At 64.2% G+C, this 18,010-nt stretch carries 14 protein-coding genes and 2 pseudogenes; 13 read left to right on the forward strand and 3 right to left on the reverse strand.

Features of this window, described 5'->3' with window-relative positions:
- Positions 1–17: 17 nt before the first annotated feature.
- The gene (locus tag BL8807_RS12245) at positions 18–353 is read right to left on the reverse strand and encodes a YHS domain-containing protein (RefSeq protein ID WP_370737547.1); all 336 of its coding nucleotides are present in this window, start codon (positions 351–353) and stop codon (positions 18–20) included.
- Positions 354–379: 26 nt separating this feature from the next.
- Positions 380–3,101 (reverse strand): annotated as a pseudogene (locus BL8807_RS12250) (HAD-IC family P-type ATPase); the annotation flags it as partial.
- Between the two features lie 162 nt (positions 3,102–3,263).
- On the opposite strand from BL8807_RS12250, the gene BL8807_RS05550 reads away from it, so the two are divergent.
- The 4 genes from BL8807_RS05550 to BL8807_RS05565 all read left to right on the forward strand — a co-directional run bounded on the left by BL8807_RS05550 (position 3,264) and on the right by BL8807_RS05565 (position 6,871).
- A complete protein-coding gene (locus tag BL8807_RS05550) occupies positions 3,264–3,545 on the forward strand; it encodes a metal-sensitive transcriptional regulator (RefSeq protein WP_072724620.1) in 282 nt (93 codons plus the stop codon).
- A 76-nt stretch (positions 3,546–3,621) separates the two neighbouring features.
- Positions 3,622–5,013, forward strand: coding sequence for a DNA recombination protein RmuC (locus BL8807_RS05555; protein ID WP_072724622.1), 1,392 nt, complete (start codon positions 3,622–3,624; stop codon positions 5,011–5,013).
- Positions 5,014–5,153: 140 nt separating this feature from the next.
- Positions 5,154–5,825 (forward strand): type I phosphoribosyltransferase, encoded by a 672-nt coding sequence (locus BL8807_RS05560; protein ID WP_072724623.1) that lies wholly within the window; start codon positions 5,154–5,156, stop codon positions 5,823–5,825.
- 194 nt (positions 5,826–6,019) lie between these two features.
- The gene (locus BL8807_RS05565; protein ID WP_072724625.1) at positions 6,020–6,871 is read left to right on the forward strand and encodes a TrmH family RNA methyltransferase; all 852 of its coding nucleotides are present in this window, start codon (positions 6,020–6,022) and stop codon (positions 6,869–6,871) included.
- Positions 6,872–6,944: 73 nt separating this feature from the next.
- On the opposite strand, the gene BL8807_RS05570 is transcribed toward BL8807_RS05565, so the two are convergent.
- Positions 6,945–8,219 carry an ATP-binding protein gene (locus tag BL8807_RS05570; RefSeq protein WP_072724627.1) on the reverse strand — a complete coding sequence of 425 codons (1,275 nt, stop codon included), beginning with the start codon at positions 8,217–8,219 and terminating at the stop codon, positions 6,945–6,947.
- 129 nt (positions 8,220–8,348) lie between these two features.
- Between BL8807_RS05570 and BL8807_RS05575 the strand changes: the two genes are divergently transcribed.
- From BL8807_RS05575 to BL8807_RS05615, 9 genes and pseudogenes are all read left to right on the forward strand, one after another.
- Complete coding sequence (locus BL8807_RS05575) at positions 8,349–8,642, forward strand: hypothetical protein (protein WP_143249042.1); 294 nt, start codon at positions 8,349–8,351, stop codon at positions 8,640–8,642.
- Between the two features lie 116 nt (positions 8,643–8,758).
- Positions 8,759–9,709, forward strand: a pseudogene (locus BL8807_RS05580) (ATP-binding cassette domain-containing protein); the annotation flags it as partial.
- A gap of 242 nt (positions 9,710–9,951) precedes the next feature.
- On the forward strand, positions 9,952–10,884 hold the full coding sequence (locus BL8807_RS05585; RefSeq protein ID WP_143147964.1) for a permease of ABC transporter system: 933 nt from the start codon (positions 9,952–9,954) through the stop codon (positions 10,882–10,884).
- A gap of 54 nt (positions 10,885–10,938) precedes the next feature.
- On the forward strand, positions 10,939–11,235 hold the full coding sequence (gene gatC / locus BL8807_RS05590; RefSeq protein ID WP_072724631.1) for an Asp-tRNA(Asn)/Glu-tRNA(Gln) amidotransferase subunit GatC: 297 nt from the start codon (positions 10,939–10,941) through the stop codon (positions 11,233–11,235).
- Between the two features lies 1 nt (position 11,236).
- A complete protein-coding gene (gene gatA / locus BL8807_RS05595; RefSeq protein ID WP_072724633.1) occupies positions 11,237–12,769 on the forward strand; it encodes an Asp-tRNA(Asn)/Glu-tRNA(Gln) amidotransferase subunit GatA in 1,533 nt (510 codons plus the stop codon).
- A 35-nt stretch (positions 12,770–12,804) separates the two neighbouring features.
- Positions 12,805–14,301: an Asp-tRNA(Asn)/Glu-tRNA(Gln) amidotransferase subunit GatB gene (gatB, locus tag BL8807_RS05600; RefSeq protein WP_072724635.1), complete on the forward strand. Its 1,497-nt coding sequence runs from the start codon at positions 12,805–12,807 to the stop codon at positions 14,299–14,301.
- Positions 14,302–14,654: 353 nt separating this feature from the next.
- Positions 14,655–15,719: a GNAT family N-acetyltransferase gene (locus BL8807_RS05605; RefSeq protein ID WP_072724637.1), complete on the forward strand. Its 1,065-nt coding sequence runs from the start codon at positions 14,655–14,657 to the stop codon at positions 15,717–15,719.
- Between the two features lie 10 nt (positions 15,720–15,729).
- Positions 15,730–16,044: a DUF2469 domain-containing protein gene (locus tag BL8807_RS05610; RefSeq protein WP_003828150.1), complete on the forward strand. Its 315-nt coding sequence runs from the start codon at positions 15,730–15,732 to the stop codon at positions 16,042–16,044.
- Positions 16,045–16,233: 189 nt separating this feature from the next.
- The gene (locus BL8807_RS05615) at positions 16,234–17,844 is read left to right on the forward strand and encodes an NAD(P)/FAD-dependent oxidoreductase (protein WP_072724639.1); all 1,611 of its coding nucleotides are present in this window, start codon (positions 16,234–16,236) and stop codon (positions 17,842–17,844) included.
- Positions 17,845–18,010: the final 166 nt, after the last annotated feature.

Genomic DNA, 18,010 nt, shown 5'->3' on the forward strand with positions numbered 1-18,010 from the left:
GAGAAAGATGAAGGCGCTTACTCCAGGAACATGTCGGGGGCTTTGGCGAAGTTGACGGCGCAGCGTTCGCCGCAGAAATAGTAGGTCGCGCCGGCGTGCTCGCGGGTGATGGCCTCGGCGTTCACGGCGACGGTCATGCCGCAGACCGGGTCGGTGGCGGTTTCGGTGGCGGTCGGATCCGCCTCATGCATGTGCATGTTCATATGGTTCTCCTTATCTGTTGCGGTGGTTGCAAGCGCGCTCCGCTCGTCGATGATGACCCGCGGAACGCTCTCGAAGGCCTCGTTTTGAGTTTGGTGTGTCGAAATCTCGGTTTTCGCCCGAGACCTGTTATTTTCACTGTGTGAAAACATTGATTTTCCGCCGATCTTCGCTTTGTGCAAGCGGTTTGCGTTAAGTACCAGACACACCGAACTCAACGCCATGGCCAATCCGGCGATCATCGGGCTGAGCAGCCAGCCGGTGATCGGGTACAGCACGCCTGCCGCAAGCGGAATGCCGATGAGGTTGTAGCCGAACGCCCAGCCGAGATTCTCGCGGATATTGCGCATCGTGGCCTTGGACAGTTCGATGGTGGTGAGCACTCCGCGCAGATCGCCGCTCATCAGCGTCACGTCGGCGGACTGCATGGCCACATCCGTGCCGGTGCCGATGGCGATGCCCAGATCGGCCTGAGCCAATGCCGGCGCGTCGTTGATGCCGTCGCCCACCATGGCGATAAGCCGAGGTCGGCGGGATTGCGCTCCGCTCGCGCGTGCGGAATGCTCTTTCGTCATGCCGGGCTGTGCGTCGTGCGTGCCGCGTGCGCGTGTGGCGAGCTCTTCCCTCATGCCGAGCGGAGTCGAGGCATCCCGCGCCCCTCCGTTGCCTGGATCGGACGCTTCGGCCGCGTCGGCCGGGCGAGCCACGCCGGCCGCGCCGACCGTCTCGAACGCGTTGGCCTTACCGTCGCGTTCGTTCTGCAATTGCCTGATCCAATAGGCTTTGCCGTCCGGCTTGACTTGGGCGATCACTGTGTCGATGCCGACCTCGCGGGCGATGCGCTCTGCCACTTCGGCCTTGTCTCCCGACAGCATCACCGTGCGGATGCCGGCCGCGCGCAAAGCGGCCACCGCCTCGCGAGAGCCGTCCTTGATCGGGTCGAACTCATAGCTCGGCCTATCCCAAGACGAGGTCTCGTCGGTGATACCGCGCGTGATGGTGCCGGTTTTGTCGAACACCACCGTGCCGATATCCCGCGCCTGCTCCAGAGCCTTCGCGCTGGTGACCAGCACGCCATGCAGCGCACCCAATCCGGTCGCCGCCGTCACCGACAGCGGCGTGGCCAATCCCAGCGCGCAGGGGCAGGCGATGATCAGCACGCTCACCGCGGTGACCAGCGCGTGCGCCAACGCCGGGTCGGGGCCGAACGCGAACCAGATGGCGAAGGTCCACACGGCGATCACCATCACCGCGGGAACGAACACCCGCGCGATACGGTCGGCCATGCGCTGCACCGGCGCTTTCGTCGCCTGCGCGCGTGCCACCATCGCGATGATCTGCGAGAGCACGGTGTCGCCGCCCACGCGCGTGACGCGCATCAGCACGTTGCCCGACAGCAGCACGGTCGCGCCGGTCAGCGTCGGCGCATGGTCGGCGGACTTGGTCGCCGCCTCGGATTCGCCGGTGATCATCGACTCGTCCACGCGCGCCTCGCCCGCGACGATCACGCCGTCGGTCGGCACGCGCTCGCCGGCGCGCACCACGATCAGATCGCCGGCCCGCACCTCGTCGATGTCGACATCCGTGGCGTTGGCGGGGTTCATCCATGGGGCGTGGCCTGTGGGAGCGTTCGACGGGGAGGTTGCGGAACCGGAGGTGCCGACGTTTGCCGCGTCGGTCGTGGTGGCGGCGTTAGTTGTGTCGATGGCGGCGTTTGCGTCGGTCGTGGCGAACGTGTGGCTGGGGTCGGCTGTGGAGTCGGTCGCGTTGGCGGCGTTGGTGGCGTCGGTTGCGTCGATCATGCCGAACGCGCGACCGGAGTCGGCGGTGGCGTCAGCGCCGAACAGATCCGTGTCGAGCCGGTGCGCCACGCGAGGACGCAGCGTGATCAGACTTTGCACCGCCTTGCCGGTGCCTTCGCGCGCCTTGGTCTCCATCAGGCGGCCAAGCAGTACCAGGGTGATCACCACACCCACCGATTCGAAATACGGCTCGCGCGAGCCCTCGGGCAGCAGTCCGGGCGCCACGCAGACCACCAGACTGTACAGGTACGCGGCCGAGGTTCCCAGCGAAACCAGCGAATTCATATCGGGCGAGCGGTGCGCCAGCGCGGGGAAGCCCACACGGTGGATCGGCGCTCCGCAATAGAACATCACCGGAGTGATGAGCGCGGCCTGCCACCAGGGGTTCATCAGCCATTGCGGCACCCACATGTGGTTGACCATATGCAGCATCATCACCACGAACACAGGTGCGGTCAGTACCGCGCCCACCGTCACGAGTCGGGTCAGATGCGTGATTTCGTTGCGGCGTTCGTCGGCTTCGCGCCGTTCCGCTTCGACGTAGTCGGCGGAGGCCGGGGCGGAGGCGTGCGGTCCGTTCGCGCAGGATGGGCATGTCTGTCCCGATTCGCCCGATGTTCCCGTTTCGCCTGTGGAACGGCGATTCGAAGGCGCGCGGAATGCGTCCGGCGATGCGGCGTTCGATGCCGAACCGCTTGCCGCCGCGTCCATTCCGGCCGGGGCGTCGCCTTCGACGCGCAGCAGTCCGTGCACCATGTTCATGCCGCATGCGAAGGGGTATTCGCCCGACGCCAGCGCGGGCAGCCGCACTTCGGTGACGGCGTTGCCGGGCAGCATCGCGTCCAGTCCCAAGTCGGCGAACACCACGTGGGACGTGCATTCGCCGGTCTCCTGCCGGTCGAAGCGCAGTGTGGCGGGCACGCCCGCCCGCATGGTCACCACGGCGGGGGAGTAGCCGCCCTTCACGGTGATCGTCGCGCTCTGGCTGCCGCCATCGTCGGCGAGTTCGCCGGCCGTGCCCCGCTGCCTGGCGAAGAAGAACCACAGGATGCCCGCGGTGAAGACCGCCGCGACCAACAGAATGATCGCGGATGCCATTGGATTGCCTTCCATAGGCGCGAACCTCGCTTCCTGACGGTGGTTGTCGTGGGCGGTTTCGACCACGGCGGACAAAGCCGCCGCCTATTACTATACCCTATACCCCCACATGGTATACTGCAAACAATTATGCCAAGCGTCGATTGGATGGGAGGTGTTGCCATGCATGGGTATGGCGAGGACAAGGCCAAAGTGCTGACCCGGTTGCATCGCATCGAGGGGCAGGTTCGGGCGTTGGCGGCCATGGTGGAGGAGGATCGGTATTGCATCGACGTGTTGACGCAGATCTCCGCCGCCGATTCGGCGCTCAAATCGGTGGCGTTGCTTTTGCTGGACGACCATCTGCACCATTGTGTGCGCCAGGCGGCCGAGGAGGGAGGGCCGGTGGCCGATGAGAAGCTGACGGAGGCTTCGGCGGCCATCGCCCGTCTCGTGAAGTCGTAGTCGAAGGGGCCGCACCGCCACGTCCTCGGGTCGGTAAAAAAGTACCGCTGTTCGCAAGGGCTGCTTTACTGGAAGCATGGATACTGTTGCTGTGGTGATGATCGTTGTGGCGCTGCTGGTCGGTGCCGCGTTGGGGCTGCTCTCCGGATTTCTGTATGGCCGGGGCAAGGGACAGGAGCTCGCGCGCGCCTCACGCGCCGAGGAGATCGATGGGCTGAAGGCCTCGCTCGAGTCCGCCCGTGCGGAAGTCGCCGAACGTGAGACGCAGGTGGCGGCGTCGCGCGCTCAGCTGGAGGGGCTGAACCAGCAGCTCGCCTTCGTCAAATCGCAGTTGGCGCAGGCCCAGCAGGCCGAACAGATCCGCATCCAGCATGAACGCGAACGCGCCCAGGCCGAGGCCCAGGCCAAACGTGAGGAGGACGCTAAGGCGGCCGAGGAGCGTCGTCTCGCCCAGGCCAAGGCGATGGCCGAACAGAGCAAGGTGTTGGAGGCGCTCGCTCCCGTGGCCAAGAATCTCGACGCGTTGCAGAACAAGGTCACGCAGATCGAAGAGGGCCGCAAGCGCGAGATGGGCGCGTTGGGCGAGCAACTCAAAGGACTCGGCGAACAGCAGGCTCGTCTCGACAAGGAGACCAGCTCGCTGTCGGCGGCATTGCGCGACAACAAGGTGCGCGGCGCGTGGGGCGAGGCCCAATTGCGCAATATCGTGGAATCCGCGGGACTGCTGGAACATGTCGACTTCGACACCCAGGTGGTGGTCACCGGCGCGGACGGCCGCACCCAGCGTCCGGATATGATCGTGCATCTGCCCGGCGGCAAAACCATTCCGATCGACGCCAAAGTGCCCTACTCCGACTATCAGCGCGCCTGTGAGATTCCCCAGACCGCCAGCGCCGAGGAACTCGCTCGACGCTCCGACCTGCTGCGCGCCCATGCGAAGGCGTTGCGCGAGCATGTGCGCACGCTGGGGGAGCGGGCCTATTGGAACGCGTTCCCCACGGTGCCGGATTTCGTGGTGGCGTTCATTCCCAACGAGGCGTTGCTGCAGGCCGCGTTGGAGGCCGACCCCACGCTGATGGACGACGCCTTCGCCAAGAAGGTGGCGCTGACCTCGCCGGTCACGCTGTGGGCCGTGCTCAAGTCCGTGGCCTACGCCTGGCACCAGCAGAGTCTGACCGACGACGCCAAGGTGCTGTTCGACCTGTCGCGCGAACTCTACGACCGCTTCGCCGTGCTGGGCGAGCACGCCGTCAAGCTGGGCGGCCAGATCACTAAAACCGTCACCGCATACAACCAGTTCGTTTCCAGCCTGGAGGGGCGCGTGCTGCCCACGGCGCGCAAGCTGCAGAAAATCGACTCGTCCAAAGTGATCGGCGAGGTGCCGCTGCTTGACCCGGAGAAAAGCAACATCCGCGAGCTGTCCGCGCCCGAGGTCACCGAATCCCCCGCGGAAGACGAATCCGACTGATGGTGCCGACTGATGGTGTCGGCCGATAGCGTCGGCTGATGGCGCCCGCCGACAACGTCGGTTGATGATGCTGGCTGATGACGCCTGTCGATAGTGCCGAGTTCCCAAGCCCGACCATATCTGACGCTAAGGTGGGCGCTATGACCGAGAAGCAGACCACAGGATTCCGTCCCACCGGCACGCCCGACCAGCGCGTCGACGCCGTCGATTTCGCCATGCTTGACCCGCGCGAGCAACTGCGTGTGATGCTGCGCGACCATGTGGTGGGCAAGCCGTTCAGCGAATTGAACGCCGTCACCTTCGACCATCGCGCCGCCGCCGTGATGGGCCACGTGATGCTGGACACATTGGAGGATGCCGGATATTCGGTGGACGACTTCGACGCCGTCGGCGCGCTCACCGCCGCCGCCGTGCCGCTGGTGTCCGCCATGATTCAGGCGGCCGCTTCCCGAGGCGAGGACCTCGACGGTTTCGTGATGGATTTCGTCTACCCCTCCATCAAAGGCCCCTCGATCGAAGGCCGTCGTGTGGTGTTGGTGGATGCCTGGCTGTCCGAGAAATCCTATGTGCAGACCAGTTCGCTGGTCACCCTGCGCAACGGCAACGAGCTCAGTCTCGACTTCGGCGTGGTCGAAGCCCAAGGCGCCCAAGTCGTGGCCATCACCTCGTTGGTCGGTGGCGTGGGCGAAACCGGAGAATCGGCGGGCTCGGCGAGCGGCAATGCCGTGATCGAAGTGATCAACCCCGCCACCGACGAACAGCGCTCCCTGCCGTTCGTGCCCGTGTTCGACGAATCCGAACTCAACGCATAGCCAACGCATGGATGCCAACGCATGACGGAGACGCATTATGACGCGGCGTAGTCTCGTCCCGTCGGCCACTTTGCCACTCGGCCATCTAACCACTCGGCTCCGGTCAACCGGTCGTTCGACCATTCCGACCATCGCGATGACCTATCGCCAACATTCGCTCGATACTCCGCATCCGGGAAGAACACCACACGCCTATGCACGCTCCTAACGCCATCTCCGCAGCAGCCAAAGCCTCCGGCGAACCGACCTTCCGCGAAATCGGGCTCGGTCCATGGGCCGAAACCCACCCCGGCGAGCCGCGCCCCGACGATCCGGCATCTCCCGCGTTCGACGCGCGCTATGACACTGCCCTGCTTGACGAGGGCGATCGCCGCAACGTGCTCGACCGCTACCGATACTGGACGGTGACCGCCATCAAAGCCGATCTTGACGCGCGCGGCCGCCATGATTTCGAAGTCGCGGTGGAGAACTGGACGCACGACTTCAACATCGGCTCCATGGTGCGCACCGCCAACGCCTTCCAGGCGCGGCGCGTGCATATCGTCGGCCCGCATAAGTGGAACCGCAAAGGTGCGTTGATGACCGAGCTGTACCAGCATGTCGAACATCATCCCTCCATCGCCGAACTCGTGGAATGCTGGCGCAACCGCATCGCCGGCGAAATCGCCTTCGCGCGCTCGCAGGCCGCCGCCGCGGCGTTGCGCGCGCACGACATCGCCTCCGGTTCGTATGCGGATGATTCGGTCGCGCGGCTCGACGAGACCACCGCGCGTATCGCCGCCGCGGACGCGCGCATCCGCGAGTTGGAGGCGGCCCGCGTCATCGCCATGGACATCATCCCCGGCGCGGTGCCGTTGGAGACCTATCGCTTCCCCAAGCGCTGCCTGCTGCTCTTCGGCGCGGAAGGCCCTGGCCTGAGCGAAAAAGCCCTCGAGCTGGCCGACGATGTGGTGTACATCTCACAATTCGGTTCGGTGCGCTCCATCAACGCCGGTGCCGCCGCCGCCGTCGCCATGCACGGCTGGATCGCCCAGCACGCCGTGTGACGGATTGCTCTCCTGCGCCCACGCCACGCCTCCAGCGAGGTGGCCACGCTGTAGCCAGCATGTTATGTGAGAGTCATGCGCCTAGGGCGCAGATGGGGACTACCCAGACGCCGTCTTCCCGCGCGTAGGCGAAATCACCGGTCCCAGTGAGCACCATCAGGAACGAGGGGGCGCGCATTTTGGTCGTGTCGATTTTCCGGGCGAGGGCCTGCAACGTGGACGCGCCCTGAGCGATCAGGCTCTCTCCGCCCAGTTTGATTTCAATCAGCCCGTATCGGCCGTCGCGTAGATGCACGACGGCATCACATTCCAAGCCCAGTTTGTCGCGGTAGTGGAAAACCGTTCCGTCCAACGCGTCGGCGTATACGCGCAGGTCGCGGACGCACATGCTTTCGAACAGAAGCCCGAACGTCTCGAGATCATCCACCAGTTCGTCGGGGCCGGTCTCCAGAGCGGCGGCGGCGATCGATGGGTCGCACAGATGCCGCGTCGGCGAAGTGCGGATGGCGACTTTCGAACGAAGATTTGGATTCCAAGCCGAAAGATCGTCGATGACGAAGAGCTTGCGCAGCGCCTCCACATATTCCAAAAACGTCGATTCGGACATTTCGATTCCCGTCGAACGCAAATCCATTTGCATGGCGGAGAGCGTCCCCTGCGACGAAATCATGCGCGCGTAGGAGCGCAGCAGCATTCGCGCATGGGCTGGGTTCCGCCGCACCTCATCCACACGGGAGATGTCAATCTCGCATACCGCATCGAGATAATCCACTACCTGGCGCAGCGCCACTTTTTCTGACGTGCCAACCGCCCTCGGCCAACCACCTCGACATAGCAGAAAGGCCAAATCGCGTATATCCGTCTGTCGTCCCTGCGCTGTTGTTTGCCCGCCTTGAAACAGTGCGGATAACGACGCTTCACCGGTTGAATCCCCTGATTCGAGCAGCGACATCGTGCGCATCTTCATGCGGGCGATACGGCCCGTACCCGTGTGATGCAGCGCGTTGAGATCGGTGGGCACGCTGGATCCAGTCAGAATGAATTGGCCGAAATCATCGCGATGATCGACTTCGAAACGCACCGCATCCCACAGATTGGGCGCATCCTGCCACTCGTCAATCAGCCGCGGGACATCTCCCCTCAGCAATCTAGCCGGATCCATCTCAGCCATGCGCAGATTCTGGACGCGCGAGCTGGGATTTTGCAGATATATGGCGCTGGATGCGATTTGCTCCGCCGTGGACGTCTTGCCGCACCATTTCGGTCCCTCGACAAGCACCGCGCCTTTGGCTTCCAGACGATCTTTGAGCACTTGATCGTAAATGCGCTTCATATAACGTTTTGTCATAACCACTCATTCCTTGAAATTTCAAGCTTTATCGAGGTTTACTACGGTAGTTGGCTATATTTTACTACGGTAGTTGGCTGTTTTTTACTACGGTAGCTGGCCATTTTTTATCAGTGCAGTTGACTGTTTGTGCACGCGGTTGAATCGTTGTCAGCAGTGATACCGATGCGTCGTCGGCATGCATTCGGCCTGTGCTCGGGCAAGGAAAAACCCGGAGGCTGGAAGGCCTCCGGGCCGGAGAGAGAAGAAGAGGAGAAAGGGTTCAGTTATCAGAAACCTGTTGGGGTTTCCGGCTTATTGCAGCTGATATCAGTAAACAGCGCCATCCTTCCGGACATGATGGCGTTTCATGGTATCTTCCTGAGATTTTCGACCCATCCTCCTGATAACGGCCGATTCGGTCTTGTTTCGGTGCGCATGTGATAACCGGCGAATTGGACGTGAATGTCAGCCAGGTGATCGTCTTGTGCCGGTACACATGTGATGACCGGGAACGTCGAAAGATATGCGGTTGGACGAAAGTCGGCTAGGTTGGAGCCATGATTGAGATAACAGGGCTTTCCAAACGGTTCGGTTCCAAGCAGGCGTTGAACGATGTGAGCTTCATCGCCGAAGACGGCGTCGTCACAGGATTTCTCGGACCCAACGGCGCGGGCAAATCCACCGCCATGCGTGCTGCGCTGGGGCTGATCGCGCCGGATGCGGGACGCGCGCTCATCGACGGCCATCCGTTCGCCAAGTCGTCCGCGCCCCTGCGCGAGGTCGGCGCGGTGCTCGACGCCAAATCCGCCCACCGTTCGCGCTCCGCCTATGACCATCTGCGCGCGCTCGCCGCGACCAACGGCATTCCCAAGCGCCGCGTCGACGAGGTGATCGACATGACCGGCATCACCGCCGTGAAAAAGCGTAAGGCCGGGCAGTTTTCGCTGGGCATGAGCCAGCGGCTGTCCATCGCGGCCGCGCTGCTCGGCGACCCGAAGAACCTCGTGCTTGACGAGCCGATCAACGGCCTCGACCCCGAAGGCGTCAAATGGGTGCGCGATCTATGCCGCTATTACGCCTCCGAAGGCCGTGCCGTGCTGCTCAGCTCGCATCTGATGAGCGAGGTGGCGCTTACGGCCGACAATCTGGTGATCATCGGTCAGGGACGCATTCTGGAAACCACCACGGTCGCGCGTTTCGTGGCCGAGCATTCGCGCCGTGCCATCCGCGTGTGCACACCCGATCCGGCCAGACTGCACGCCATCTTCGCGCAGGCTCCCGAAGTGCGGCTCGCGCCCGCCGTCCGCCTTTCCAGCGATCCCGAAGAGGGCGAGGTGTTCCGCATCGTCGGCGCCGACCTGAAAACCGCGGCCCGCACCTTCGCGCAGGCGCAGCTGGTGACCTACGAACTGGTCGAGGAGCGCGCGTCTCTTGAGGACGCCTATATGGCGCTGACCCACAGCCACGCGGAATACCTCACCGCGGATGTGCCCGGCGTCGCGGGCGCTCCAGTCGGCGTCGCCGGTCCGCAAAGTGGCCTGCAGAGTGGGTTGCAAAATGGACAGCAGAGTGGGCCACAGAGTGATTCGCAAAGCGCTTTGCAAAGTGGTCTTCAAAGTGGTCCGCAAAATGTTTCACAAGCTGTTTCACACGGTGTTTCACAGGATGTTTCACGGAATGCTCCGCAAGGATCCACACAGGGTGTCGACCCCGCAACCCCAATAACCGCAACGGATTCGGAGGCCGCGCGATGAACACAATGAACACGACAAGCGCGATGAACCAGCGCAACACCTATGCCGCCAGCCGCAGCGTGAACCGCCACGCCCGTCTCACCTTCGGCGGCAGCCTCAAAGCCGAACTGATCAAACTCTGGTCGTTGAACTCCACCAAATGGCTGCTCGGCATCACCATCGCGGTCACGGTGTCGATGGCCGCGCTGAGCGTGTGGGCCGTGACCCTGCTCGCCTCCATAGACCCCACCACCGCCGAAGTGGCGGCCGAGCCCCAGCCGCTCGCCGCCTCCGACATGTGGTCGATGCTCGCCGCGTCCGGCTCCGCGTCCGCACTGGTCGTCGCCATCTTCGGCGTGATGGCCATCACCAGCGAATACACCACCTCCAGCGTGCAGTCGTCGCTGGTGGCCAATCCGCGCCGCGGCATGTTCTACACCTCCAAATCGCTGGCCGTGGCGCTGTTCACCCTGCTCGCCTCCGTGGTGGGCATCCTGCTCGCCTGGGGTGTGATGACGGCGATGACCGGCGGATACGAGGTCACCGCGCTTGCCGGCGACGAACGCCGCATCGTGCCGGTCGTGCTGGTCGGATTCCCCGTGGCGATGATGCTGGTCGCGTTGCTGGCCCAAGGTCTCGGCGGACTGACCCGCTCCACCGTGGGCGGCGTGTGCGCGGTGGTGGGATTGCTGATGATCCTCTCCTCCGTGGTCTCCATCGTCTCGCTGGCCTCCAGCCGCTTCTCCTGGCTCGGCTCGGTGGCCTACTGTCTGCCCGATTCAGCGCTGAACAACTTTCTGACCGCCGGCATCCGGGACTCCGTGAGCGCCGCCATCCCGCAGGACTATTGGGTCCCGCAATGGTGGCAGTCCGGTCTGATCCTGCTTGCCTGGACCGTGGTGGCTTGGGGCGCCGGGCTGCTCGTCACCAGGCGCGCGGACGTCAAATAAGCGGAAGCGGACGTTCTCTCGCGCGTGTCACAAACCGCACGTATAGTAGGGCGCATGCCTACATTCACACGTGAAGAAATCGAGCACTTGGGCGATCTCGCCCGCATCGCGCTCACCGATGAGGAGATCACCCGTCTGCAAGGCGAGCTGAACGTCATCGCCGACTCCATCAACAAGGTGCAGGAGGTCGCGTCCGCGGACGTGGCCCCCACCGCGAACCCCGTGCCGCTCGAGGCCTATCTGCGCCCCGACGTGCCCGAGACCCCGCTCACGCAGGAGGAAGCCATCGCCGGTGGTCCGAAGACCGAGGCCGGCATGTTCGTCGCGCCGCGCATTCTGGGGGAGGAGTGAGATGACCGTGAACACCAACGACATCGTCAAACTGTCCGCCGTTGAGATGGCCGCCAAGGTCAAGTCCGGCGAAGTGTCCAGCCGCGAGCTGGTCGACGCCCATCTCGAGGTGATCGAGGCCGCCGAGCCGAGCGTCAACGCCTTCCTCAAGGTCTCCGCCGACGTGGCCCGCGAGCAGGCCGACGCCTTCGACGCGAAATCCGCCGACGAGAAGGCTGCGCTGCCCGAGCTGGCCGGCGTGCCGATCGCGATCAAAGACATGATCGTCACCAAGGGCATCGAAACCACCGCCGCCTCGAAGATCCTCGAAGGCTGGGTGCCGCCGTACGACGCCACCGTGATCGAGAAGCTCAAGGCCGCCGGCATGCCGATCCTGGGCAAAACCAACCTCGACGAGTTCGCGCAGGGCTCGTCCACCGAACATTCCGCCTATGGCCCCACCCACAATCCGTGGGATACCGAGCGCGTGCCCGGCGGCTCCGGCGGCGGCTCCGCCTCCGCGGTGGCCGCGTTCGAGGCGCCGCTGGCCCTCGGCACCGACACCGGCGGCTCGATCCGCCAGCCCGGCGCCCTGACCGGCACCGTCGGCGTCAAGCCCACCTACGGCGGCGTGAGCCGTTTCGGCGCAATCGCCATGGCCTCCTCGCTCGACCAGATCGGCCCCGTCACCCGCACGGTGCTGGATTCCGCGCTGCTGCAGGAGATCATCGGCGGCCATGACAAGCGCGATTCCACCTCCATCCCCGAAGGCCCGCGCCCGATGGCCGCGGCCGCCCGCGAGGGCATGAAGCGCGACCTGAAGGGCCTCAAGGTCGGCCTGGTCAAGGAACTCGGCGGCGAAGGCTTCCAGCCCGGCGTCGAAGCCCGCTTCAACGAGGCCGTCGCCCTGCTCGAATCCATGGGCGCTCAGGTCACCGAGGTGAGCTGCCCGCACTTCCCGTACGCGCTGGGCGCCTACTACATCATCATGCCTTCCGAGGTGAGTTCGAACCTCGCCCGCTACGATGGCATGCGCTACGGCCTGCGCGTGATGCCACCGGCCGGCGTGCCCTCCACCGCCGCCAACATGATGGCCTACACCCGTGAGGCCGGCTTCGGCGACGAGGTCAAGCGCCGCATCATCCTGGGCACCTACGCGCTCTCCGCCGGCTACTACGACGCCTGGTACGGCTCGGCCCAGAAGGTGCGCACGTTGATCATCGACGACTTCAACAAGGCCTTCGAACAGTGCGACGTGCTCGTCTCCCCGACGAGCCCCTCCACCGCGTTCAAGTTCGGCGAGAAGATGGACGATCCGCTGGCCATGTATATGAACGACATCGCCACCATCCCCGCGAACCTCGCCGGCATGCCCGCCATGTCGATCCCCGCGGGCCTGTCCGACGACGGTCTGCCGGTCGGCTTCCAGCTCATCGCGCCCCAGCAGCGCGACGAGGTGATGTACAAGCCGGCCGCGGCGCTTGAGGCCGCGCTGGAAGAGCAGTGGGGCGGCCCGATCTGGCAGTCCCTCAACACCCCCTGGCTGGGCGAGTGAGACGCGCGGAATCGGAAAGGAACTAAGGAAGCATCATGGCTGACAAACTGATGAAGTACTCCGAGGCCGTCAAGCAGTTCGACCCGGTCCTCGGTCTGGAAACCCACGTGGAGCTCAGCACCACCACCAAGCTGTTCTGCCCGGCGGAGGTCGCCTTCGGCGGCGAGCCGAACAGCCAGCTCACCCCGGTCTCGCTCGGCCTGCCCGGTTCGCTGCCGGTGCTGAACGCCACCGCCGTGGACTACGCGATCAAGCTGGGCCTGGCCCTGCACTGCGAGATCGCCGAATGGAGCCAGTTCTCCCGCAAGAACTACTTCTACCCGGATATGCCGCGCGACTACCAGATTTCGCAGTACGACAAGCCCACCAACGGCAACGGCTATCTGGACGTGGAGCTGGAGGACGGCACCGTCTTCCGCGTGCCGATCGAGCGCGCCCACATCGAGGACGACGCCGGCAAGAACACCCACGTGGGCGGTTCCGACGGCCGCATCGAAGGCGCCGACCACTCGCTGGTCGACTACAACCGCGCCGGCGTGCCGCTGATCGAGATCGTCACCAAGCCCATCGAGGGCGCGGGCGAACGCGCGCCGGAGATCGCGGCCGCGTACATGCGCGCCATCCGCGACATCGTGCGCGCGCTGAACATCAGCCACGCCCGCATGGAGCAGGGCAATATGCGCGCCGATGTGAACGTGTCGCTGCGCCGTTCGGCCTCCGACCCCTTCGGCACCCGTTCCGAGACGAAGAACGTGAACTCGTTCCGTGCCATCGAGAAGACCGTGCAGTACGAGATCCGCCGTCAGGCGCAGATTCTCTCCGAGGGCGGTGAGATCCTGCAGGAGACCCGCCATTGGGATGAGTCCTCGCAGTCCACCGCCGGCGGCCGCGTCAAGTCCGACGCCGACGATTACCGCTACTTCCCCGACCCCGATCTGGTGATGCTGCACATCACCAAGGAGCACATCGCCCGCATCGAGGCCGAGATGCCGGAGATGCCGCGCGAGCGCCGCAACCGGCTCAAGGCAGAATGGGGTCTGAGCGACCTGCAGATGCGCGACGTGCTCAACGCGGACGCGCTCGATCTGATCGAGGCCACCGTCGCCGCCGGTGCCACCGCGGCTGGCGCGCGCAAGTGGTGGCTTGGCGAGCTCAGCCGCGAGGCCAACGCCAAGGGCGTCTCGCTGGAGGAGCTGCCGATCACCGCGGCCGACGTGGCCGAGGTCGAGAAGCTCATCGCCGAGGGCAAGCTCAACGACAAGCTCGCCAAGCAGACCGTCGTCGGCGTGCTCGCCGGCGAGGGCACGCCCGCCGAGGTCGTCGAGAAGCACGGCTATAAGATCGTCTCCGACGACGGCCTGATCGACAAGGCCGTGGACGAGGCGCTCGCCGCCAACCCGGACGTCGCCGAGAAGCTCAAGAGCGGCAACATGAAGCCGATGGGCGTGATCATCGGCGCGGTGATGAAGGCCACGCGCGGCCAGGCCGATGCGAAGGCCGTCACCAAGGTCGTGATGGGCAAGATCAAGTAGCCTTTCTCCCGGCTATGAGGGCCTCTCCGTGCTATGCGCGGAGAGGCCCTTCGTCTTGTCGGGCGGGACACCTTGTTCCCTCGTCATTCTGAGCGGAGCGTAGCGGAGTCGAAGAATCCCCAACCGGTGTTTCCAAGAGATCCTTCGACTCCGGGCCACGCCCTCCGCTTAGGATGACGAGTCGGAAAGAGAGCCGCCCCCCCTCGGGAGGCGACGAAACGGAGAATGGAACACGCCGTGCGGCTGGGGAGGTGTGGGGCATATCACGTCCGAGCTTCTTCCAGCGTTCATACAGCCGAGTAAGATATGTTCGGCATTGATTGTTGACCAATCATGAGGAAATGTTAGGAACCATGATCGAGAACACCGCTCAGAAAACAGGGGAGTCGTCCCGCGAGCTGCCTGCACGCATCGTCATTCCGCCGATTCGTGGCGAGATGGTGCATCTGAGGCCCGCCACCGTGGAGGACCTGCTCAGGCTCGACGAGCTGGATGCCTTCTATGGCGCGTCCAAGATCACCGGCAAGGACGCGGCCGCCGAGCGCGCGCTGGTGCACGCGTGGGTTCGACGTTCCGTGGCTTGGATGAACGGGCAGCAGCCGGTCGAATCCGGCGTGGGCGATCCCGAATCCCGCCGCACCGTGGCCTGGGCCATCCTCACCGACGCCGACCATGACGACGACGGCGAAACCGATGCCCCCGCGACCGACAATGTGATCGGCATGATCTTTCTGATCGACGTGGACGCGTGGTCGCGTTCCGCGCGCATCCAGGTGATTCTTGGACGCGACTACCGCGGCCGTGGCTACTCGCGAGACGCGATGCCCCGTGTGATGACCTTCGGATTCGCGCCGCAGCCCGTCGGCCTGGGCATGCACCGCATCTGGGTGGGCGTGCCCGAAAAGAACTCCCGATCGAACTCCGTCTACCGTTCGTTGGGCTTCGTGCCTTCCGGCGTCTCGCGTGACGCCCTGTGGGATACGGAGAACAACAAGTATCAGGATCTGATCGTGATGGACACGTTGGTCGACGAATACGATCCGATCCGCTCCCTCGATGCCTTCGGCATGCATGTGTTCGAGGACAATCCCGGCGTCAAGGAGGCCTTGAGCGCGCGCGAGCATTCCCTCGCCATTCAGCAGACGGTCGATTTGGGCGATGGCGAAACCGCCGTGGGCGAATCCGAACGATTCGGCGAAACGCCTGTGGGCGAGTCGCGACGCGAGGATCATATGAACGAGGCCGAACCGGTGGCCGGCGAATCCGACGTCATGCCGCACCGGACCAACGCCGGCGCACCGGGCGAGTCGGAATCGGAAAGCAACTGGCCTTACGGGCAGTCCGAACGCAAGACATCGAAGGACGCGTGGTGGCGCACGCTGGGGCGTGGCCGCAAACGCGACACGGAAGGTAAGTGAACGAACAGCTATGAGCGCTGAGGATCTCGACAATTACGAAACCGACGCCGAACTCGCCCTGTACCGGGAGTACCGCGACGTCATCAAACTGTTCACCTACGTGGTGGAGACCGAACGTCGGTTCTATCTGGCGAACAAAGTGGATTTCAACGTGCGTTCCGCGGGTCAGGACGTCTATTTCGACGTGCAGCTGACCGACGCGTGGGTGTGGGACGTCTACCGTTCCAGCCGTTTCGTCAAATCCGTGCGCATCGTGACCTTCAAGGATGTGAACGTCGAGGAAGTGCAGAAAACCGATATCGACATCCCCGACGACATCCACTGATCAAGCGGCCTTCGCGCTGTCCGCCCCTCATCCACCTCGTTTGAGGGGCAGTGTGAACGATAACAGGCGAAATGACGGGCTTTTGCGGGCTATGCTGGGAATGATTCTGTGTGCATTCGCACATGAGGAGCGTGCGTTTGCCACGGGGTCGGGTAGACTGTCCCTGATTTTGATGAGCAAGGAGACATCGTGACCGAAAAGCAATCTGTGGTGATCATCGGCGGCGGCCCCGCCGGTCTGACCGCCGCCTGGGAACTGATCAAGGACGGCGGCGCCGAATCGTATGACGTGACCGTGCTTGAGGAGACCCGAGAGTTCGGCGGCATCTCGCGCACCGTGCGCCATAACGGCAACCGCATGGACATCGGCGGACATCGCTTCTTCTCGAAGGACGAGCGCATCATGCAGTGGTGGAAGGACACGCTTCCCCTGCAGGGCGCGCCATCATACGACGACCGCAAGCTCGGCCGCGAACACGATATGGAACCGGGCGGCCCCGATCCCGAGGTCGAAGACAAGGTGATGCTCAAGCGCCACCGCGTCTCCCGCATCTTCTGGAACCGCCGATTCTTCGACTATCCGATCTCGCTGAGCGCCAACACCTTCCGCGCGATGGGCTTCAAACTGACCATGCAGGCGGGCTTCTCCTATCTCGCCTCCATGGTGCACAAGCTGCCCGAGGACAATCTGGAGAACTTCTACATCAACCGCTTCGGCCGCAAGCTCTACTCCATGTTCTTCGAGGGCTACACCGAGAAGCTGTGGGGACGCCATCCCTCGCAGATCTCCGCCGACTGGGGCGCGCAGCGCGTCAAGGGACTGAGCATCATGGGCGTGCTGAAGAACGCCTTCGCCAAGCTGAGCCCCAAGAAGCGCGACAATTCCGAGGTCGAGACCTCGCTGATCGAAGAGTTCTGGTATCCCAAGTACGGCCCCGGCCAGCTGTGGGAGACCGTCGAGGAGAACTGCGCCGCCGCCGGCGTCACGGTGCTCACCGACGCCAAGGTGGTGGAGCTCAAGCAGGTGGACGGCGCCATCGCCGCCGTGGTGTACGAGGATTCCGAAGGCAACCGCACCGAGCTCGCCGCCGACCAGTTCATCTCCTCGATGCCGGTGAAGGATCTGGTCAACGCCATCGCCGCGCCCGCGGCCAATGGCGAGGAGCACGCCAAGCCCGCGCCCGCCGACATGGTGGAGGTTGCCAACGGCCTGCCCTACCGCGACTTCGTCACCGTCGGTCTGCTCGTCAAGCATCTGCGCCTGAAGAACACCACCGACACCCCCACCCTCGGCAATCCGCCGATCGTGCCCGACTGCTGGATCTACGTGCAGGATCCCGGCTACAAGCTGGGCCGCCTGCAGATCTTCAACAACTGGAGCCCGTATCTGGTGGCGGATGTGGACGACACCGTGTGGGTCGGCCTCGAATACTTCTGCGAGGAGGGCGACTCCTTCTGGTCCATGAGCGAGGAGGACGTCGTCAAGTTCGCCGTCTCCGAGCTCACCCGCATGCGCGTGATCAACGGCCCGCAGGACGTGCTCGACTCCCACCGCGAACGCGTCAAGAAGGCGTACCCCGCCTATTTCGACACCTACGACCGCATGTCCGAACTCGTCGAATACCTCGACGGCTTCGGCAACCTCTACTGCGTGGGCCGCAACGGCCAGCACCGCTACAACAACATGGACCATTCCATGGCCACCGCCATCGAGGCCGTCGGCAACATCAAATCCGGCAAAACCTCGAAGCGCAACGTGTGGAGCGTGAACACCGACAAGTCCTACCACGAGCAGAAGTAGCGTTCCCGCCGCCGGGCCTGGCGCTCGGGCGGTGAGTGGGGCGCATCGCATCGCGTCATGAAGGCCGATCCTCTTGAGGAGGGTCGGCCTTCGCGTTGGCTGACGGCAAGGTGGAATCCTTGCGCCTCGCTTGGGAAGGCGACGAATGGCGGGAGTCGCCGGGCGT

It is taken from the genome of Bifidobacterium lemurum, assembly GCF_014898175.1.
GTDB classification, from domain to species: Bacteria; Actinomycetota; Actinomycetes; order Actinomycetales; family Bifidobacteriaceae; genus Bifidobacterium; species Bifidobacterium lemurum.